At 67.1% G+C, this 20,303-nt stretch carries 17 protein-coding genes and 1 tRNA gene; 2 read left to right on the top strand and 16 right to left on the bottom strand.

Annotation, left to right across the window (positions count from 1 at the left end; translation table 11 throughout):
- Positions 1 to 5,718: ESPR-type extended signal peptide-containing protein (locus AC3A4E_RS14150; RefSeq protein ID WP_487632137.1), on the bottom strand; the 5,718-nt coding region annotated here is incomplete at its 3' end.
- A 776-nt stretch (positions 5,719 to 6,494) separates the two neighbouring features.
- Between AC3A4E_RS14150 and AC3A4E_RS14155 the strand changes: the two genes are divergently transcribed.
- Positions 6,495 to 6,746 carry a hypothetical protein gene (locus AC3A4E_RS14155; RefSeq protein ID WP_487632138.1) on the top strand — a complete coding sequence of 84 codons (252 nt, stop codon included), beginning with the start codon at positions 6,495 to 6,497 and terminating at the stop codon, positions 6,744 to 6,746.
- Between the two features lie 128 nt (positions 6,747 to 6,874).
- On the opposite strand, the gene AC3A4E_RS14160 is transcribed toward AC3A4E_RS14155, so the two are convergent.
- The 12 genes from AC3A4E_RS14160 to AC3A4E_RS14215 all read right to left on the bottom strand — a co-directional run bounded on the left by AC3A4E_RS14160 (position 6,875) and on the right by AC3A4E_RS14215 (position 16,343).
- Positions 6,875 to 6,950: transfer RNA gene (locus tag AC3A4E_RS14160), tRNA-Lys, on the bottom strand.
- Between the two features lie 72 nt (positions 6,951 to 7,022).
- Positions 7,023 to 7,700: a 7-cyano-7-deazaguanine synthase QueC gene (gene queC / locus AC3A4E_RS14165; RefSeq protein ID WP_487632139.1), complete on the bottom strand. Its 678-nt coding sequence runs from the start codon at positions 7,698 to 7,700 to the stop codon at positions 7,023 to 7,025.
- Between the two features lie 75 nt (positions 7,701 to 7,775).
- Positions 7,776 to 8,456, bottom strand: coding sequence for a 7-carboxy-7-deazaguanine synthase QueE (queE, locus tag AC3A4E_RS14170; protein ID WP_487632140.1), 681 nt, complete (start codon positions 8,454 to 8,456; stop codon positions 7,776 to 7,778).
- A 3-nt stretch (positions 8,457 to 8,459) separates the two neighbouring features.
- Positions 8,460 to 9,272, bottom strand: a complete 813-nt coding sequence (gene ybgF, locus AC3A4E_RS14175) for a tol-pal system protein YbgF (RefSeq protein WP_487632424.1) — start codon at positions 9,270 to 9,272, stop codon at positions 8,460 to 8,462.
- A gap of 8 nt (positions 9,273 to 9,280) precedes the next feature.
- Entirely contained in the window at positions 9,281 to 9,796 is a 516-nt protein-coding gene (gene pal / locus AC3A4E_RS14180; protein ID WP_487632141.1) for a peptidoglycan-associated lipoprotein Pal, read from the bottom strand.
- Positions 9,797 to 9,861: 65 nt separating this feature from the next.
- On the bottom strand, positions 9,862 to 11,184 hold the full coding sequence (gene tolB / locus AC3A4E_RS14185) for a Tol-Pal system beta propeller repeat protein TolB (RefSeq protein WP_487632142.1): 1,323 nt from the start codon (positions 11,182 to 11,184) through the stop codon (positions 9,862 to 9,864).
- A gap of 255 nt (positions 11,185 to 11,439) precedes the next feature.
- Complete coding sequence (locus AC3A4E_RS14190) at positions 11,440 to 12,423, bottom strand: cell envelope integrity TolA family protein (protein WP_487632143.1); 984 nt, start codon at positions 12,421 to 12,423, stop codon at positions 11,440 to 11,442.
- A 1-nt stretch (position 12,424) separates the two neighbouring features.
- A complete protein-coding gene (locus AC3A4E_RS14195; RefSeq protein WP_487632144.1) occupies positions 12,425 to 12,862 on the bottom strand; it encodes an ExbD/TolR family protein in 438 nt (145 codons plus the stop codon).
- A gap of 66 nt (positions 12,863 to 12,928) precedes the next feature.
- A complete protein-coding gene (gene tolQ / locus AC3A4E_RS14200; protein WP_487632145.1) occupies positions 12,929 to 13,726 on the bottom strand; it encodes a protein TolQ in 798 nt (265 codons plus the stop codon).
- Between the two features lie 6 nt (positions 13,727 to 13,732).
- Positions 13,733 to 14,182, bottom strand: a complete 450-nt coding sequence (gene ybgC, locus AC3A4E_RS14205) for a tol-pal system-associated acyl-CoA thioesterase (RefSeq protein WP_487632146.1) — start codon at positions 14,180 to 14,182, stop codon at positions 13,733 to 13,735.
- A 34-nt stretch (positions 14,183 to 14,216) separates the two neighbouring features.
- Positions 14,217 to 15,251 carry a Holliday junction branch migration DNA helicase RuvB gene (gene ruvB / locus AC3A4E_RS14210; RefSeq protein ID WP_487632147.1) on the bottom strand — a complete coding sequence of 345 codons (1,035 nt, stop codon included), beginning with the start codon at positions 15,249 to 15,251 and terminating at the stop codon, positions 14,217 to 14,219.
- 87 nt (positions 15,252 to 15,338) lie between these two features.
- A complete protein-coding gene (locus AC3A4E_RS14215) occupies positions 15,339 to 16,343 on the bottom strand; it encodes an LLM class flavin-dependent oxidoreductase (RefSeq protein ID WP_487632148.1) in 1,005 nt (334 codons plus the stop codon).
- Between the two features lie 135 nt (positions 16,344 to 16,478).
- On the opposite strand from AC3A4E_RS14215, the gene AC3A4E_RS14220 reads away from it, so the two are divergent.
- Positions 16,479 to 17,027, top strand: coding sequence for a DUF2799 domain-containing protein (locus AC3A4E_RS14220; protein ID WP_487632149.1), 549 nt, complete (start codon positions 16,479 to 16,481; stop codon positions 17,025 to 17,027).
- 77 nt (positions 17,028 to 17,104) lie between these two features.
- On the opposite strand, the gene AC3A4E_RS14225 is transcribed toward AC3A4E_RS14220, so the two are convergent.
- The 3 genes from AC3A4E_RS14225 to ruvC form a co-directional block, all read right to left on the bottom strand.
- Positions 17,105 to 19,030, bottom strand: a complete 1,926-nt coding sequence (locus AC3A4E_RS14225; protein ID WP_487632150.1) for a potassium transporter Kup — start codon at positions 19,028 to 19,030, stop codon at positions 17,105 to 17,107.
- A 37-nt stretch (positions 19,031 to 19,067) separates the two neighbouring features.
- Positions 19,068 to 19,658: a Holliday junction branch migration protein RuvA gene (gene ruvA / locus AC3A4E_RS14230; RefSeq protein WP_487632151.1), complete on the bottom strand. Its 591-nt coding sequence runs from the start codon at positions 19,656 to 19,658 to the stop codon at positions 19,068 to 19,070.
- A gap of 115 nt (positions 19,659 to 19,773) precedes the next feature.
- Positions 19,774 to 20,298 carry a crossover junction endodeoxyribonuclease RuvC gene (gene ruvC / locus AC3A4E_RS14235; RefSeq protein ID WP_487628758.1) on the bottom strand — a complete coding sequence of 175 codons (525 nt, stop codon included), beginning with the start codon at positions 20,296 to 20,298 and terminating at the stop codon, positions 19,774 to 19,776.
- Between the last annotated feature and the right edge of the window lie 5 nt (positions 20,299 to 20,303).

Consider the following 20,303-nt stretch of genomic DNA (forward strand, 5'->3'; position numbering starts at 1 on the left):
CACGATCGTCAGACCGGTGTTGTCGATCCGCGTGCCGCCGACGGTGACGCTGCCGGCAACGTTCAGATCATCGGCCAGATCGAAGGTGACGTCGTTGCTGTCGTCCGACTTCGACACCACGATGTTGCCGTCTGCGTTGTTCAGATCGACGTCGATACCCGTCTCGCTGTTCAGGCCGACGTTGGTGCTGTTGGCACCATCGGCACTGATGTTCCAGCCCGCGTTCGCGACTTCGGCCACCACGTCCAGCGCGGTGTTGGTCGCGTGCAGCTGCGAGCCGTTGATCGCATCGGTGCTGGTCGCGCTGATGCGGCCCGCGGCGACGTTGGTGATCGTCCGCTCGGCACCCACGCTGCCGACGCTGACCGTGCTCAGCGGCGCGGTACCGGCGAAGTCGTAGTCGACGCCGTTGAGCGTGACACCGCTCGTGGCCACTGCGGCATCGGTGATCGAACCCGCGCCCAGGGCCACGCTGCCGTTCTGCTGGGCAACGGCATTGGCGCCCAGCGCGACGGCATTCACCCCGTTGGCCACCGTATTGACGCCCATTGCGATCGAACCGGTGTTCGACGCGACGGCGCGCACGCCCTGCGCAACACTGAACTGGCCGTTGGCGATTGCGAGCTCGCCGACTGCGATCGCGCCCGTGGCGAGTGCCCGCGTGCGGTTGCCGATCGCGATGCTCCGGTCTGCAGCGGCCTGCGAGTCAGCACCCGCCGCGTAGCTGCGGACGCCAGCGGCAGTGCTGCCGACACCGCTGGCCACCGCGTTGAGTCCAGTGGCGCCATCGTTGTCGAAGTTGCCGCCCTGCACACCGCCATCGTTGACGCTGTAGTACTTCGTACGTGCGTCTTCGAGCTGATCGACGTTCACCGCATCGGTGCCCAGCTGACCCGCTGCGACGCCGCTGATGACCTGGTTACCTGCATCGATGCCGTCGATCGTCACGCTCGGGCCACCCGCGATCGTCAGACCGGCGTTGCCCAGCTTGACGTCATCACCGACCGCCACACCGTTGCCGTCGATCAGTGTGTCACCCACGCTGATGCTGCCGGCAATCGCCAGGTCGTCCGCCAGATTGAAGGTGACATCGTTGCTGTCGTCCGACTTCGTGACCAGGATGTTGTTGTCGGTGTTGTTGAGGTCAACGCTGTTGCCCAGCGCGCTGTCACCACCGACCTGGGTGAGGTTCTCGCCGTTGGCGCTGACATTCCAACCCGCGTTGACGACTTCGGCCACGCCGTCCAGCGCGGTGTTGGTCGCGTGCAGCTGCGAACCGTTGATCGCGTCAGTGCTGGACGCCTCGATGCGACCCGCAGCGACGTTGGTGATCGTGCGTTCGCTGCCCAGGGTACCGACGCTGACCGTGCTCGTCGGCGCAGTGCCGGCGAAGTCATAGGTCGTGCCGTTGAGCGTGACACCGGTCGTGGCGACCGCTGCGTCCGTGCGCGAGCTGGAGCCCAGCGCAACGCTGTTGTTGTGCGCGGTCGACGCGTTGGAACCCAGGGCCATCGAGTGAACGCCAGTAGCGGTCGCATTGACGCCTGCCGCAACGGCACCCGTCGTCGACGCGGTCGCACGCTGACCCAGCGCAACGCCGAAGTCACCCGCGGCTGCACCGTTACCGACAGCGGTCGCACCCGTGTTGAAGGCCTGCGCCTGATTGCCCAGGGCCACTGCGTTCGCCCCGCTCGCGGCCGCATTCGCGCCGCCCGCATAGGTGTTCGCACCGGTTGCACTGGCGTTCGGGCCGATCGCGACGCTGTTGCTCGCACCCACCCGCGCCGACTGGCCGATGGCTACCGAGTTGGTGATCGCGACCTGGTTGGTGAAGGTCGGCACGTAGTACCGCATCGTGACGCCGTTCTGCACGACGGTCCGCTCTTCGAACGTCGCCGCGCTTGCGCCCAGCTTGATGTCGTTGCCGAAGGCGACGTTGTTGGTCGACGTGCCACCGATCAGGTTGCGGTTACCGACCGCGAAGTTCTCGGTACCACCCACGATGCTGAAGATCGTATCGGCCTTGGCGGCCCCTTGGATACGCGCGGTGTTCGGATTGATCGCCGCCACCGAACCGGAGCCGTTGCCGAACACGAACGCGCCGGTACCGATTGCCGATGCGCCGGTCCCCTGCGCGGCGCTGTAGACGCCGATCGCGGATGCCGAGTTGATCGAGGTGCCTGCCGCATTGCGGCCGGCAGTTGCGTCAGTGCCCAGTGCAACACTGTCGTAGCCGGAGGCCTGCGAGCGCACGCCAACCGCCGCCGCAGTATCGCCAGACGCAATCGATTGGGCGCCGATTGCGGTCGTAATGTTGCCTCGGACTACGGCGTTGGCACCGATCGCAGTCAACAGATTGCCGCTGTCGGCAGAGGCGCCTCGACCGATCGCCATAGCGCCCGTGCCTGCACCGGGACCGGTGACCGCGCCGCTGCCGATCGCGATCTGACCGGTAAACGAGTTGGCCTGCGCCGTGCCATCCCATTGCACCTGTGCGTTCGGGCCGATCGCGACCGAATCCTGACGGTTGGCCTGCGCACCGATGCCCATCGCCAAGGCATTGTTATTGCCCGAAATTGCGCTGAAGCCGATCGCGATGGAATTGGCAGCGGTGTTGTTGGGAGCGTTCGCAACGCCGTTGGGCTGCGGACGCACCTGTGCGTTCAATCCCATCGCGATGCTGCGTGCACCCTGCGCACTCGCATTCTTGCCCGATGCGATCGCATCGGCACCGGTGGCGCCTTCGTTGTTGAAATTGGTGCCGGCGGTTGAATTGACGCTGTAGTACTTGGTGCGGTTGGCTTCGACCGTCTGGTTCATCTGACCCAGATTGACGGCATCGGTCGGGTTGACGCCCGCCGCCACACCGGTGATGGCCAGGTTGCCGGCATTGACGCCGCCGGTGGTGATGCTCGGGCCATTGCTGATCGTCAGGCCATTGCCGCCGATCGTCGTGCCGCCGATCGTCACGCCATCCAGGTCGAGCTGGCGGTTCAACGTGATCTGGACTTCACCGGCATCGTTCACGCCTGCCTGGGTGACGGCGATGTTGCCGTCGCCCACGAACGTGACTTCGCCGTCCGGACCGATGTTGGCCGTGTTGCCTTCTTCGTCGGTGACGTTCCAGCCGGCGTTGGCAGTGGTGTTGATGGTGTTGAGCGCGGTCTGCACGTCCGGGCTGGCGACGCCGCCGACCGTGAGGCCGGGCGTCAGGACGCCGGTCGCGGCGTCATAGGCAGAGGTGCCACCCAGTGCGTCTGCAGTGCCGTTGCCCAGCGCGGTCACCCGGCTGTCGACGGCCACGAGATTCTGGTTGACGACACCGACCGCCTGGTTGGTGGCGTGCAGCTGCGAGCCATTGATCGCGTCGGTGCTGGTCGCACTGAGGCGACCCGCCGCCACGTTGGTGATCGTGCGCTCGTTACCCGCGTTACCCACGCTGACCGTGCTGCTCGGGGTGGTGCCGGCGAAAGCGTAGTCTGCGCCGGCGATCGTGGCACCTGCCGTGCCGACAGAGGCGGCAGTGACACTGCCGCTGCCCAGGGCCACCGCTGCGGCCTGGCCTGCCTGCGCACCGCTGCCCAGCGCGACTGCCTGGTTGGCGAGTGCGCGGGTGTTGCGTCCGATGTTGATCGCCTCGTTGTAGGAAGCGAGGCCAGCGGAAACGGGGTTGCCATTGTCATCGAGCGCCAACAGCGACCCGGCCTGCGAGCCGATGGCAACGTTGTCGTCACCGGTGACCAGTGCGCCTGCGCCACTGCCCTGCGACACATTCCGGTTGCCCGCAGCGCCCGCACCTGCCAGATGACCGCTGGCAACGTTGAGGCTGCCCGCCGCCGACGTGCCCGCCAGATAACCCGTGTAAGTGTTACGGCTGCCGTTGCTGCCGCTGCCCGCTCGCGCGCCGATGAACGTGGATTCCACTGCGTTCTGTGCATTGGCACCCGCCAAAGCGCCGATCGCCGTCGTTTCCTGGGAGTCGTCCGAGCCTGCGAGCGCACCGGCACCGATGACCACATCGTCCTGACGTGCAATCGCGTCATTGCCGAGCGCGTATCCGCGGTTGCCAAACACCTTGGCGCCCGAACCGATCGCAACGCTGTACTCGCCCTGTGCTTCGGTCGCGAAACCGATGGCCGTGGACGTCAGGCCCGTCGCAGCTGCACGGTCACCGACCGCAACCGCCGAACTGGTGGTGGCCGTCGCATTCGTGCCTGCGGCCAAAGCGTTGATGCCGGTCGCGCCGTTGTTGGTGAAGTTGCCCTGGGTGGCGCCGTTTCCGTTGACGCTGAAATAGTGGGTCTGGCCCGCCACCTGGTTCGCATTGAGCTGGGTCAACGCGCTCTGCACACTCGTATGCGGCGTGTTTCCGACGGTCAGGCCGGGGGTCACTGCACCGGTGGTTGCGTTGTAGGCCGACGTGCCGCCGATCACCTGCGCCACGCTGGTGCCCAACGCGGCCTGCCGGGTGCCGGCCGCGTTCACGGCCATGTTGGTCGCATTCAACTGCGAGCCGTTGATTGCATCGGTGCTGGTCGCGCTGATGCGGCCTGCGGCGACGTTGGTGATCGTGCGCGCGTTGCTTGCGCTGCCAACACTGACCGTGCTGGTCGGCGTTGTGCCGGCGAAGGCGTAGTTAACGCCATTGAGCGTGACAGAGGATGTCGCCGCCACAGGCGCGGTCACCGAGCCTGCACCGAGCGCAACCGCGCCCTCATGAGTGACGAGTGTGCTGGCGCCGAACGCCGAGCCATTGCTGGCCTGCACCTGCGCACCCGCGCCGATTGCCGTGCCGTTGGCCGTGACGCCACCGCCAGAACCGACGACGCTCGCCGCCGAACCGATCGCGATCGCGCGTGTGGTCTCGTTGGCGGTGCGCGCCGTCGGACCGATCGCAACGCCGCCGTTTGCCAGGACCTCGCCGATCTGGTCCGCAGCGGCGCCCGCACCGATTGCAGTGCTCCCGGCCCATGAAGCGGCCGCATTGCCGATCGAGATCGCATCCGTTTCGGTCCCGGTACCGGCTGACGCAGCACGACCGATCGCGATCGTGTTGGCGCCCGGGGTCGTCGATTGGCCACCCAGCGCAATCGAATCGGCTCCGGCTGCCTGCGCGCCACGTGTACCGTTGGCACCGATTGCGATCGCGCCGAGACCGCTGGCGCGCGTGACGTCGCCAGCGGCAAGAGAAGCGGCTGCAGTCGCGGAGCCACCGATCGCGACGGCATTGAGCGCAGTTGCCTCAGCGCCATAGCCGATGGCGGTGCTGCCCGTGCCCGTAGCCCGGCTTTCTACACCCACACCAACGGCAAACCGGGCGGCCCGCACGTTGAAACCGATCGCAGTACCGCCCGCGCCAGTGACCTGGCTGAAACCGCCCATCACCGTTGCAGCGAGTTGCGCGTTGCCACTCGCGTTGCACCCGATGATGTTCGAGTACTGGCCTGAACCATCAACGGGCAGAGTCGTCGTGCTGCCTGGATTGATCCGGCCAACGGTCGAATTACTTGCGGAATCGCAGTTGGGGGGCGCATAGACATGCGCGGCCGCAGATGACGCGAACAGGATCGTCAGAAGCGCCAGCGCCAGTGCGCAAGGGGCCGCCCCGACCGTACCGGCCTGCCGTCCACCCGTCGAAACGTCGCTGCTGGCGAGCTCCGATGCCACAACCACCTGCCCAAGCGACTTGCTCCAGACCTTGCTGAAAATCCTGTTCATTCAATTGTCCCCAGAGAAATAGTACGTGGGCGGGCAGCGTCGGCCGGCTCACAGGTAGGCGCTCTGCCTTGACAGAACGCAGCATCCCGATGCGGGACGCGCGTCGATGATCACGCACAGACCGTGCCACTGTCACGTTTTATATGGGCATCTATCCGAAATGACATTTAGGGTCACAAACTGACGCTTGAGGGCGTGCCACAGGCGAAATTGGATCGGGTTTCTGAATAGACGCACTGCGGAGAACGCCGAGAATCGGCACATCTCGACCCGGCACGTCCAGTTCGGTGGACGACCACGGACTTCCGCAGAGGACTCGGACAAAGTGCGCCGGGATTCACGGATGCAGCGCGCGATTCGGCGATGCGGACCCGCTTGCGTCGATGCATCGACCGCTCGGGAGATCCACGGCGGCACTCCTGCGCGCACCCCATGTGTCGCAGTTCGCAGGCCCGAAGTCGACGGCGATGTGCGGTCAAGGCGCGTCCGCGCTCCGGCGGTGATAGCCCGCTCACAGATGGCGCCGCGCCCTCACATGCGCGGTCATCAGAGCTTGCAAGGACGGAGCACCCGCGCCTGATGCAACCCCGTGTTGGGGACCTGACGCGCACCCCGGCACAGGTGCCCAGCGCCGACGCACGCGTCCGCTCGGCGGCTGGTATAAAGGCGCCATGAAACGCCTACTTCCTGCAGTGCTGGTGCTTGCGATCGCAGCCTCGGCTTCGACCGGCGCCCAGACCCCTCGCGCACCCGGTGCACCCCAGTCCATCTACGCGATGAGCGCAGCCGGCCTTGGCAGTGCGATGACCTACTGCATGACGAAGTACGGTCCGCTCCGTCAGGGCTCCCCCGCGGCGCAATGCTATTCGCGGGCGCGCGCCATTCTCGGAGCCGCCGACGCACGCCGACACGCGGCGGATGCGGATGCACGCTGTTCCGATCTGCAGACGTTCAACGAGTGCATCACGCCGGAAGTCGGGCGCTTCGTCTATGCGCTCAATGCGGAATTCGCGAAACAGGCGCTCTGATCGATCGCGTCGCCCATCGGGCAGGACCGGATCCGCTGTCTGGCGCGGACGACGCAGGACGCATGCAGCGGATTTGCGGATCGCAGAGGCGTCGCGTCAGGAGACTTCGGCCGCGCCTTGCTTGCAGATGGTGGGTCGTGATGGATTCGAACCATCGACCAGCGGATTAAAAGTCCGATGCTCTACCGACTGAGCTAACGACCCGTCTTTCGACAGTCACCGGCAACGGCCGGCGCAGGGGGCGCATTCTAACGCAATGCGGACGAAACGTCGGCCTCAGCCCGTTGTTTCGAGATAGCGCGTGGGATCGGGAACGCCCGCGGCGGCAAATCCATCCGCGCGCAGGCGGCATGCATCGCAGTGACCGCACGCCAGGCCCTGCGTATCGGCGTTGTAACAGGAGACGGTCAGGCCGAAGTCGACGCCGAGCCGCACGCCTTCGCGCACGATGTCGCCCTTGCCCATGCGCTGCAGCGGGGCATGCACACGGATACCGGCGCCTTCGACGCCCGCCTTGGTCGCCAGGTTGGCCAGGCGTTCGAACGCGTCGACGAACTCCGGACGGCAATCGGGATAGCCGGAATAGTCGACCGCGTTGACGCCGCAGAAGATGTCCGCCGCACCGAGCACTTCGGCCCAGCCCAGCGCCAGAGACAGCATGATCGTGTTGCGCGCCGGCACGTAAGTCACCGGAATGCCTGCGCCGCCCGCTTCCGGGACGTCGATGTCGTCGGTGAGTGCCGAGCCGCCGATGCTGCGCAGGTCGACGTCGACGGTCTTGTGCACGGTGACGCCCATCGCGTCCGCAACGCGCGCGGCGGCATCGAGTTCCGACGTGTGACGCTGGCCGTAGCGCACGCTCAGCGCATGCACATCGAAGCCCTGTTCCCGGGCGATGGCGATGACGGCGGCGGAGTCCATGCCTCCGGACAACAGGACGACAGCTTTTCTCATGGGGCGATCTGGATGCGGTACGGGAATTCGGATGTCGCGTGACAGGCTAGCGCAGCCTTCGGGCGGATGCCGGGCTCAACGCCCCGGTTCGTCGTCCCACAGCAACTTGTGCAGCTGCATCTGGAACTTCACCGGCAAGCGGTCGGCGACGATCCAGTCGGCCAGTTCGCGACCGGTGATCTCGCCCTTGCTCGGCGAGAACAGCACATCACAACGATGCGGCAGGCCCTTGGTCAGCACGAGATCGCGCGCCCATTCGTAATCAGCGCGCGAGCACACGACGAACTTGATCTGGTCATGCGCGGTCAGCAGCGCCAGGTTGTCCCAGCGGTTGCGGTGCGCTTCGTCGGAGGCAGGCGTCTTGATGTCGAGCACGCGACTCACGCGCGGGTCGACCGCGGAGATGTCGATCGCGCCCGAGGTCTCCAACGACACCTGGTAGCCGGCATCGCACAGACGCCGCAGCAGCCCGATGCAGCGCTTCTGCGCCAGCGGCTCGCCGCCGGTCACGCACACATGGCGGACGCCATGTTTCGCGACCTCGGCCAGAATGTCGTCGACCGTCCACCAGTTACCGCCGTGGAAGGCGTACGCGGTGTCGCAATAGGTGCAGCGCAGAGGGCAGCCGGTCAGACGCACGAACACCGTCGGCCAGCCGGCATCGCGGGCTTCGCCCTGCAGCGACAGGAAGACTTCGGTGAGCTTGAGCCGGTCGGCCGCGGATGCGGCGACCGCATCGGGCGCGACGGCGGTCATGGATCAGCGCAGGCGCGAGAGCTGGATCGCGCGGAGCCGGTCAGCGGCGGTGCGTGCCGCATCGGTGCCGGGATACTGCTTGCCGACATCGGCGAGCGTCGTCTCGGCGCCGTCGAGGTCTTTCAGTCCGTACTGCGACAGGCCGACCTTGAGCATTGCGCCCGGCGCCTTGTCGCTCTGCGGATACCGCTGCATCAGCGACAGGAACTGCTCCTGCGCCAATGCGTAATTCTGGGTGACGTAATAGCTTTCGCCGAGCCAGTACAGCGCGTTCGGCGCGTAGCTGCCCTGCGGGTGCTGCTGCAGGAACGCCTGGAACAGCCTTGCCGAATCGGCGTACTCGCCATTCCTCAAGGCGGCGAACGCCTCGTCGTAGGCGCCGCGCTCGTCTGCGGGCGCAGCCGTCGGCGCCGCTGGCGCATTACCGCCTGCAGTACCACGCGCGGCCTGAGCAATGGTGCCGGCCGCGGGTGCCGGCGCTGCATCGCCGGTGAGATCGGGCAGTTCGAGTCCGCCACCGCCCTGTCCGCTCTCGAGCCGGTTGAGCCGGCCGTCGATGTCCAGATACTGGCTGCGGCTGCTCGACTTGAGCTGCTCGTTCTGCTGCTGCAGTTCCTCGACCTGCGAACGCAGGGACACGATTTCCTGTCGCAGCTGGTTGACCTGGTTCAACAGATCGACGTTTGCGCTGGTATCACCCGCACGCGCTTCGAGCGAGGCCACGCGATCCGCGAGGCTCGCCCGTTGCGCCCAAGCGGGCGCGGCGACCACCAGGGTCGCCGCGAACGCTACTGGAAGCACCAGCCAATGACGCATCGAACGCATCAGCGGGCGGTGTAGATGATCTCGACGCGACGATTGCGGGCCCAGCAATCTTCGTTCGAGTCATTGCAGACCGGACGCTCTTCGCCGTAGCTGACGACCGCAACCTGCGCAGCCGAACCACCGTTGGCCTGCAGCGCCGAGGACACGCCATTGCCGCGACGCTCGCCCAGGCCCTGGTTGTACTCGCGGCTGCCGCGCTCGTCGGCGTGGCCTTCGAGCGAGATGCGCGAAGCAGTGCGGTCACGCAGATACTTGGCGTGGCAGGCCATCACAGCCTGGAACTCCGGACGCAGCGAATCCTGGTCGAGATCGAAGTAGACAACGCGCTGACGCAGACAGGCATCGCTGTCGAGGTCGGCGGGGGTGTAGGCGCCTGCAACAGCCGGGCCGGTCGGCGCGACAGTGCCGGTCGACGGACCCGGAGCGACCGGTGCCTCTTCCTTGACCTTCTTGGAACACGCGACAGCGGCGGTGCAGAGCATCGCGGCCAGCATCAAACGGGTGGTCATCTTCATCTCGTCGATCCTTGGGTTTCTATGGCAACAGGGCAATTGTTATTGGACGGGACGTGCAGGCAGCGTCAGCGCTGTTCCCGGAACGGACCCCATGCCGGCTCGCGCACATCGCCATCGGCGAGGACGAGGCGCTGACGCACACGGCCATCCGAGGACACCGCATACAACACACCCCTGCGCCCCTCACGCGCCGCGTACAGGACCATGCCGGCGTTCGGGGCGAAGCTCGGCGATTCGTCGAGCGACCCTGGCGACAGCGTGGACCAGCGGGGCGACCCCAGGCTGCGATCCAGCAGTGCAATACGGTACACGTTGCCTGAACCTTGCGCCACGACGATTTTCTTGCCATCGAAGGACACCGACGGGTCGGCGTTGTAGCTGCCCTCGAAGGTCACGCGGGTGGCGTTGCCGCCCGAGGCTGGCGCCTGGTAGACCTGCGGGCGTCCGCCGCGGTCGGAGATGAAGTAGATGCTGCCGCCGTCAGCCGCCCACGAAGGCGAGGTGTCGATGGCGAAGTGGTTGGTGACCTGGGTCAGCGCCTTGCTGCCGAGGTCCATGACGTAGATCTCGGGGTTGCCACTGCGCGACAGCGACAGCGCCAGACGACGGCCGTCGGGCGAGAACGCCGGGGCGCCGTTGATGCCGCGGAAGCTCGAGACCAGTTCGCGACCGCCACTGGTGATGTCCTGGATGTAGATCGCCGAGTTGCCGCTCTCGAAGCTCACGTAGGCGACGCGGCGGCCGTCCGGGCTCCAGCTCGGCGACATCAGCGGCTCGTTGGAGCGCACCACCGTCTGCGGGTTGTGGCCGTCCGAATCCGCGACGATCAGTGCATAACGCGCACTTTCGCCGACGCCGGTCTGGGTGATGTAGGCGATCCGGGTCCAGAACGCGCCACGCACACCGGTGATCTTTTCGTAGATCGCATCCGCCATCTGGTGGGCGACGTCGCGCATCGCGTTGGGACGTGCGGTCATCGCAAGGCCAAGCACGCGCTCCTGCTTGGCGACATCGAACACTTCGTACTCGACGCGGTAGCTGCCGCCGCCGGCATCGACCACGCGGCCGACCACGAGGAAGTCCTGACGCAGCGCGCGCCAGGTCGGGTACTGGACCTCGCTGCCGCGGGTCGGGCGCTCGACGATGTCGCGCTCGGGCAGCGAGCGGAACTGGCCGGACCGGTCGAGGTCGGCGCGCACCACGGCGGCGACATCGGTATCGGGCGCGGCACCGCTGCCCTGGTAGGGCATCGGCACAACCGCAATGGGCATCGCCTGGGCGCTGCCGCCGGTGATGTCGATCTCCAGGCCCTGCTGCTGCGCGCTGGCAAGCATGGGCAGGCCGAGTGCGAACAGGGCCAACAGGCAACGGATCAGGATGGGTTTCATCGGTCTACCGGTTTGAAGAGAGTGAACCCGGGCAGCTTGGCCGCTGGAGCGGGGAACAGGATGAATACCAGCGCAATCATCGCGCCGGCGGGGTGAACGTGAGCGTGAGGCTGGCCGGGAGCACCGGTCCAAGCCGACATACGGGAGCGCCATGACGCGAACAGAGCGCATCAGCGCCACGCCCCTGCCCCGGGAGCAGCACTGCGCCGGCCCACAACCTGCTGGATGACACGGCCAACGGCACGCGTCCGGGCATCAGTCCTGCGCCGTGAAGTTGAGGTTGAGCCTGCGGTTGAAGACGGACTGGAACCCCTCGTACGGCAGCGGCTCGGCAGCGCGCACCGCGGCCTCGACCGAACGGCGGCCCTGCGCGTCGTAGGGACACGACGCGTCGAACTCGACGTTCATGACCTCACCGCCCGGCAACTGGGTGATGTAGAGCCGGCAGCGCTGGCCCAGCGCCACATTGTCGGGACGGCGCCAGTTGCGACGGATCGCTTCCTGGATCGCCGCCGCGTACTTCGCGGCCAGGCCGCTGTCGCCATCCGGACGGCCCGGCGGCGGGCTGGCGGCGGATGCGGCAGCGCGTTGATCGGACGCCTGCTGGGCATTGCGCTCGGCGATCTGCTTCAGGCGCTGCTCGGCCTGCCGCGCGTCACGCTCTGAACGTTCGCGCTCGGCGCGCAGCTTCTCGAGTTCCTGCCGTGCGAGGCGTCGCTTCTCCTCGGCTTCCTGCTGCTTCTGCTGTTCGGCGAGTTCGATCTGCGCCTGGCGGCGCTTTTCTTCCTGTTCCCTCTCGCGCTGCTCGGCGGCCAGCGCATCACGGCGCACGGCCGCCTGGGACACGGTATCGGGTTCGGGAACCACTTCCTGCGGTGCGACCTGGCGCTGCTCGGCGGCGTCTTCGGGACGCGGCTCGGGCAGCGGCTGCGGCGGCGCGACCACGGGTTCTTCGACCGGCTCGGGCACCGGATCCGGCACGGGTTCGGGCGCCGGATCAGGCACGGGCTCGGGGACCGGATCGGGCAGCGGCTCGGGACGCGTCGCCAGCGCACGGCGGTCGGCCGCGCTCAGTGCATTGGGATCGATGATGTCGGCCGATACCGGCGACCCCATCGCGGACTGCGGCCGCGACGATGCGCTCCACAGCGCGCCCAGGAAGATCAGGCCGAACAGCAGGATGTGGACCAGGAGCGCCAGTCCGATCGACACCAGATTGTCGGAACGCGACTCGCGCATCTCAGTTCGCGCTTTCCGCCGGACGGCTGATCAGGCTCACCTTGGTGATGCCGGCCTCGTTGATGAGGTCGATCGCGTTCATGATCCGCTGGTAGCTGGCCGTGCCGTCACCGCTGACGAGGATCGTCGCGTCCGGGTTCTGGGTGTGGATGCCACGCAGGCGCGCGACCAGATCCTCGCGGGAGACCGAAGTGTTCTGCTGCTCGACCATCAGGGCCAGCGCACCGTCGGGATAGACGCTGACGATGACCGGATCCTGCGGCGAACCCAGCGACATCGCACGCGAGTCCGGCAGATTGATGTCGGTGCCCAGATTCATCAGCGGCGTGGTGACCATGAAGATGATCAGCAGCACCAGCATCACGTCGATGTAGGGCACGACGTTGATTTCGTTCTTGAGCTTGCGCCGCTTGGAACGGCGAAGGGAGATCGACGACATGGCGGAATCCGGATGCGGGAACGGTCGAACGAGACTGGGCCGGCGCGCCTGGGCGCGCCGCGGGGATCACTCGGTGCCGGTCTGGCGTTCGAGGATCGAAGAGAACTCGTCGGAGAAGGCCTCGAAGCGCGTGGCGACGCGCTCGACCTTGGTTGCGAAGCGGTTGTAGGCCCACACCGCCGGGATCGCGGCGAACAGGCCCATCGCGGTCGCGATCAGCGCTTCGGAGATACCCGGCGCGACGGTGGCGATGGTCGCCTCCTTGACGCTGGCCAGGCCGTGGAACGAGATCATGATGCCCCACACGGTACCGAGCAGACCGACGTAGGGCGCGATCGAACCGACGTTGGCGAGGTATTCCAGATTGCGCTCCAGGCCGTCGAGTTCACGCGCACCGGCGACGCGCATGCCGCGCTGGGCGCCTTCGAGCTGCATACGGCTGTCGATGCCGCGGCGCTGCCGCTGGCGCGAGTACTCACGGTAACCCGCCTCGAAGATCGCTTCGAGACCTTCGATCTCGCGGTTGCGCTCGGTCGCCGAGGCGTAGAGCTTGCTGATCTCGGCACCGGACCAGAACCGCTCTTCGAAGCGGTCGGCTTCCTTCTCGGCGCGGTCGAGCAGGCGCTTCTTGCGGAAGATGATCACCCACGACGACACCGACGCGAACAGCAGCAGCAGCATCACCAGCTGCACCGGAATCGACGCGTGCAGGATCAGCTCGAGAATGCTGAGTTCGTTGGCCATCGGCGCGGTGGCGGCCGCAGCGGCGCCCGCGTTCGCGAGCTCGGTGGCGCCGGCAGCGGCGTCTTCGGGCAACGCCTGCACCTGGGCGGCGGACTGCAACAGCACGGGCATGAGACTCATCCAGGATTACTCCGCTGACGTTTCGAGTGACTTGAGTTGTGTGTAGAGCGCGTCCGGAATGGCACGCGGCCTGAAATCGGATGCCGACAATGCCGCAACGCGCACTTCGGCATCGAGCAGCAGTTCGCCATCACGGCGCACCTCCTGCACGAACACCGCGCTCGCACGCCGGCACTGCCGCAGCGCCACGCTGACCTCCAGCGCATCGTCGAGCCGCGCCGGACTGCGGAAGTCGATCCGCATCGCGCGCACCGCGAACACCGTACCGTGCGCATCGCGCAGCGATGCCTGTCCATGACCGTGGGCGCGCAACCACTCGCTGCGCGCGCGTTCCATGAAAGCCACGTACTGCGCGTGGTAGACGACGCCACCAGCGTCGGTATCTTCCCAATACACGCGTGTCGGCCAACTGAACACACCTGACACGCGGGTGATGTCTGCGGATCCGGTGCTCATGCGCGCTGCCTCATGGTGCGGGTTGCGGGGCCCATCAGAACAGCGCTCCCGATCCCACGCCGGGTTCACGCGTGACGGGCGTCAGACCGAGATGCAGGTAGGCCTTGCGCGTCGCCATGCGGCCACGGGCCGTGCGGACCAGGAACCCCTGCTGGATCAGGTAGGGCTCGATGACGTCCTCCAGCGTGCCCCGCTCTTCACTGAGCGCCGCCGCCATCGACTCGACACCCACCGGACCACCATCGAAGTTCTCGATGATCAGGTGCAGCAGGCGGCGATCGAGTTCGTCGAACCCTTCGGGATCGACCTTGAGCATCTGCATGGCGGCATTGGCGACGTCGCGGTCGATGTGCCCGCCCGCCCTGACCTGCGCGTAGTCGCGGACGCGCCGCAGCAGGCGGTTGGCGATGCGTGGCGTACCCCGCGAGCGCCGGGCGATTTCGCCTGCACCATCGGCTTCGCAGGCCATGCCGAGGATCTGCGCCGAGCGGCGCACGATGCGGGTCAGTTCCTCGGCGCTGTAGAACTCCAGCCGCTGGACGATGCCGAACCGGTCTCGCAACGGTGCGGTCAGCAGCCCGGCGCGTGTGGTCGCGCCAATCAGGGTAAAGGGCGGCAGGTCGATCTTGATCGACCGCGCGGCGGGACCCTCACCGATCATGATGTCGAGCTGGAAATCCTCCATCGCCGGGTACAGCACTTCTTCCACGATCGGCGACAGGCGGTGGATCTCGTCGATGAAGAGCACGTCGTGCGGCTGCAGGTTCGTCAGCAGCGCGGCGAGATCCCCGGCCTTCTCGATCACCGGCCCGGAGGTCACACGCAGCGCGACGCCGAGTTCGTTGGCGATCACATGGCTGAGCGTGGTCTTGCCCAGGCCCGGCGGCCCGAAGATCAGCACATGGTCGAGCGCCTCGCGGCGCTGCTTGGCGGCCTCGATGAAGATTTCCATCTGGTCGCGGACCGGCTGCTGGCCGAGATACTCACCCAGCCGCTGCGGCCGGATGCTCGCCTCCACGGCGTCGTCGTCACGGGTGGCGTCGGCAGCGATGATGCGGTCCTGTGTCATCCGAAGATGATCGCACGTCCCCTGCGGAAAACCGGATCCGCATGGATGCGCGACTGCACATCCATGCGATTGCCACCGCGCAGCTCGTCAGGCGCGCATGGCCCCGGCGGCCAGCGCGAAACTGTGCCGGCGCGCGTCGTGGTCGAAGATGTTGGCCGTGAGCATCAGCTCGTCAGGGCGGTGGCGCGCGACGAAGTCGGCGATGCCCTCGCGCACGTCGGCGGCATCCCCCACCACCGTACACGCCAGCGACTGCGCGACCATCGCCTTCTCCGCAGGCGTCCAGAACGCCTCGATGTCATCGATCGGCGGCGGGATCAGGCCCGGCGCGCCACGACGCAAACGCACGAAGCTCTGCTGCTGGGTGGTGAACAGACGCTCGGCTTCCGCCCGGGTGTCGGCGGCCACCACATTGAGTGCCAGCATCGCGTGCGGCTGGCGCAGGTGCTTCGACGGCCTGAAGTCGCGGTGGTACAGCGCGAGGGCTTCGGACATCGCGCCCGGTGCGAAATGTGATGCGAACGCGTACGGCAGGCCCAGCGTCGCCGCGAGACCGGCGCCGAACAGGCTGGAGCCGAGGATCCACACCGGCACGTCGAGCCCCGCACCCGGCACCGCCTGTACCGGCTGCCCCGGCTGGGCCGGTTCGAAGTAGCGCAGCAGTTCCATCACGTCGGACGGGAACGCATCCGCGCCGGCGTAGTAGCGACGCAGCGCCTTCGTCGTCGGCTGATCCGTGCCCGGCGCGCGGCCCAGGCCCAGATCGATCCGCCCCGGATACAGCGATGCCAGCGTGCCGAACTGCTCGGCGACCTGCAGCGGTGCGTGGTTGGGCAGCATCACGCCGCCGGAACCGACGCGGATGGTCGACGTGCCACCGGCGATGTGCCCGATCAGCACCGCCGTCGCGGCGCTGGCGATGCCGGGCATGTTGTGGTGCTCGGCCAGCCAGTAACGCGTGTAGCCGTGCGCTTCCGCATGCCGGGCGAGATCGAGCGAACGCGCGAAGGACTCGGCCGGCGTACTGCCTTCGGTCACCGGGGCAAGGTCGAGGACGGAGAACGGAATCTGGGAAGCGGGTGTCTGTGTCATGCCCATCAGATGGGGGCGTACACGACGAAACCCAGCGCGAAAAGGCTGAACGGATGCCGCACGCAGTCGACCCGCGTGACATCGCGCGCGCCGGCCAGACGTTGAACGGTCAGGCACAGGCGCAAGGAGCGGCACATGACCGGACGCATTCTGTTGACTCTCGTGGCGGCAGTCGGCCTGTCCGGCTGCGCGAGCCTGACACCGCAGCAATGCGCCACGGTGGACTGGCACACCCTGGGCACCGCTGATGCAGCACGCGGCGCCTATCCGCAACTCGACCGGCATACCCGCGCCTGTGCCCGCGCCGGCCTGCCCAGCGATCCCCTCCGCTACGGCCAGGGCTACCACACCGGCCTTGCGCTCTATTGCCGACCGGAGGCGGTCATGGGACAGGCCCTGCGCGGCACGGGCACGCCCGACATCTGTCCGATCGAGATCCGCGCCGCCCTGTTGCCGTACTACCGGGCCGGGCGCGGTGTCTACGACGCAGGCACGACGCTCGACCAGCTGACGGCCGAGCATCGCCGCCTGACCGGCGAACTCGAACGCGGCCAGTGGACCGACGAGCGTCATGGTGACCTGCGCCAGCGCCTGTACGAGTTGCACTACGAGCTGGAGCGCGCGACGCAGGCCCGCTGGATGGCCGAACAGCTGCTGGTGCAGTACCAGGCACTGGCGCGCTGACTCGCGTTGGCCGGCTCCGCAGCGGCGGTGACGAGTCCGGTTCCGGCACAGGCCTGCGCGTCAGCAGGCCTGTGGCCTCAGATCTGTACCTGCGACCCCAGCTCCACCAGCCGGTTCCCTGGAATCCGGAAGAACACCGTCGCCGGCGCCGCATTGCGGTGCATGAAGGCGAACAGCTTGTCGCGCCACACCGGCATGCCGCGCCGCGGACTCGCCACCACCGTCTCGCGACTGGTGAAGTAGGTCGTGTCCATCGGATCGATGACGATGCCGCGCTCGATGTCGCCGCAGCGCATCAGCGCCATCGGCACGTCGGGTGTTTCCATGAAGCCGAAACGGATCGTGATGCGGTGGAAGTCGTCGCCGATCGAATCCATCTTCAGACGCCGGTCCGGCGCGGCATACGGCAGCGTCAGCGTTTCGACGGTCAGGAACACGTTGCGCTCGTGCAGCACCTTGTTGTGCTTGAGGTTGTGCATCAGCGCGTGCGGGACGATGCCGCGGTCGCTGGTCAGAAACACCGCCGTGCCGGGCACGCGCACCGGCGGGGCGAGCATCAGGCCCGGCAGGAAGGTGTCGAGACGGATACCGTCTTTCTGGATTTCGGCGTGCAGCAACTGGCGGCCGCGGCGCCAGGTGCGCAGCAGGGTGAACAGCGTTATGCCGAGCACCAGCGGGAACCACGCGCCCTGCAGCACCTTGGCGCCGTTGGCGACGACGAACGCCACGTCGATGAAGATGAAGACCGCGCAGCACGGCAGCACCCAGCGTCGCCAGCGGGGCCACAGCGCGCGGGCGACGACGATCAGCAGCAGGGTGTCGATCAGCATCGTCAGTGACACAGAAATGCCGTAGGCCGCGGCCAGCGCGGATGACGTCTGGAAGGTCAGCACCAGCGCGATCACGACGATCGCCATCGCCCAGTTGATGCCGGGAATGTAGATCTGGCCAATGGTGTCGCTGGAGGTGTGGCGCACGTGCATGCGCGGGATGTAGCCCAGCTGCATCGCCTGACGCGCGACCGAGAAACCACCGGTGATGACCGCCTGCGAGGCGATGACGGTCGCGCAGGTGGCCAGCACGATCATCGGCCAGCGTGCCCACTGCGGCACGCCGATGTAGAACGGGTTCTGGATCGCGGCCGGATCTTCGAGCACCAGTGCGCCCTGCCCCAGATAATTGAGCATCAGCGACGGCAGCACGAAGAAGTACCAGGCGTAGCGGATCGGCTTGGCACCAAAATGGCCCATGTCGGTGTAGATCGCCTCACCACCGGTCACCGCCAGCACCACCGCGCCAAGGATGAAAACGCCGCCCCAGCTGTGCTCGAGGAAGAAGCGTCCCGCCCACAGCGGATTGATCGCGTTGAGCACTTCCGGCTCGTGCAGGATGTTGAGCACGCCGAGCGCCGCGAGCGACAGGAACCACAGCATCGTGATCGGGCCGAACACGCGACCGACCTTGGCGGTGCCGTAACGCTGGGTGGCGAACAGCGCCGTCAGTACGACGACGGTGATCGGGATGATCCAGGCGTGCAGCCCGGGCGCCACGACCTCCAGACCCTCGACCGCCGACAGCACCGAGATTGCCGGCGTGATCACGCCGTCGCTGAAGAACAGCGACGCGCCGAAGACGCCGAGGATGCCGACCAGATACGCGGATTTTCCGCCCTTGGCGAGACAGCGCTGGGCCAGCGCCATCAGCGCCATGATGCCGCCCTCGCCGTCATTGTCGGCGCGCAGGATGATCGTGACGTACTTGAGCGTCACCACGATCATCAGCGACCAGAAGATCATCGACAGCACGCCGAGCACGGTGTCGTGATTGGCGACCAGCCCGTAGTGCGGCGAGAACGCCTCGCGCAGCGTGTACAGCGGGCTGGTGCCGATGTCGCCGAAGACGACACCGATCGCGCCGGCGATCAGCCCGGCGAGCCCCACCTTGCCATGCCCCGGACCGTGGGTACGCGGGCCCGTGCCGGGCTGGCTGCTGGCGTGTGACATGTGGTGTCGACCTTGCCGACGGATGTGGGGGTGGGGGTCAGCGAAGCGCGGACTGTAGCGCTTTCCGGATGATGATTTCGGGCGGGTCGCCTTCACTCGCCGCGGCCTTCGCCATCTTCTGCGCATCGGCCGGTTTGTAGCCCAGCTGCTGCAGGGCGACGGTGGCTTCCGACAGCGGATCATTGGGCACCGCGCCGCCGTGGATCGCGCCACCGGCGCCGGCCAGATCGGCCGCACGATCGCGCAGTTCGACGACCATGCGCTCGGCGGTCTTCTTGCCGATGCCGGGAATCTTGGTCAGGGCGATGACGTCCGCGGTCTGCACCAGCCGCGCGAACGCATCGACACTGACGCCCGACAGCACCGCCAGCGCGATCTTCGCGCCGATGCCGGTGACCTTCTGCACATCACGGAACAGCCGCCGCTCGGACTCGTGCAGGAAGCCGTACAGCGACACGCTGTCCTCCTTCTGCGCGTAGTGCGTGAACAACGCGACCTCGCGGCCGACCTCGGGCAGGTCGTAGAACGTGCTCATCGGCGCTTCGAGTTCGTAGCCGACACCGTTGACGTCGATCACCAGCCAGGGCGGTGCCTTGTGCGCCAGCGTGCCGCGCAGTCTTCCGATCATCGGCTGTGCCTCTCCGGGCGGATGGAACGTGTGTAGTGAAGTGCGGAAGACACGCAAGCAACGGGCCAGAACCCGGCGGACCCGGCATTGCGCAGGTTCGTGACCGTGATTGCGTTCATCCCTTGCGCCCCCAGGCCTGCTTCACGCCGACGCCCAGCCGCTTGGCGGTGGCGCTGACGTGCGCATGGGTGATCGCGACCGCCAACGCATCGGCGGCGTCGGCCTGCAGCTTGCCCGACAGGCCGAGCATCAACCCGACCATGTGCTGGATCTGCGCCTTCTCGGCGCTGCCGCGACCGACCACCGCCAGCTTGACCTCGGTGGCCGCGTATTCGCTGACCGGCAGATCGCGCAATACCACCGCGCCGATCGCGGCGCCGCGCGCCTGGCCGAGCTTCAGCGCCGAATCCGGATTGCGCGCCATGAACACTTTTTCGATCGCGACCTCGTCGGGCCGGTGTTCGACGATCAGCGCGGTCAGCCCGTCGAGCAGGCGACGCAGGCGCGCGGGAAACTCGCCCGCGGTCACCAGCACCAGCGGCGCATGGAACACATGCGTGACCTTCCCGGCCGCATCGACGTCGATGATGCCGACCCCCGTGCGCTGCGAACCGGGATCGATGCCGAGGATGCGGGTCACGGGGG

It is taken from the genome of Luteimonas sp. Soil_N_1 (genome assembly GCF_057656255.1).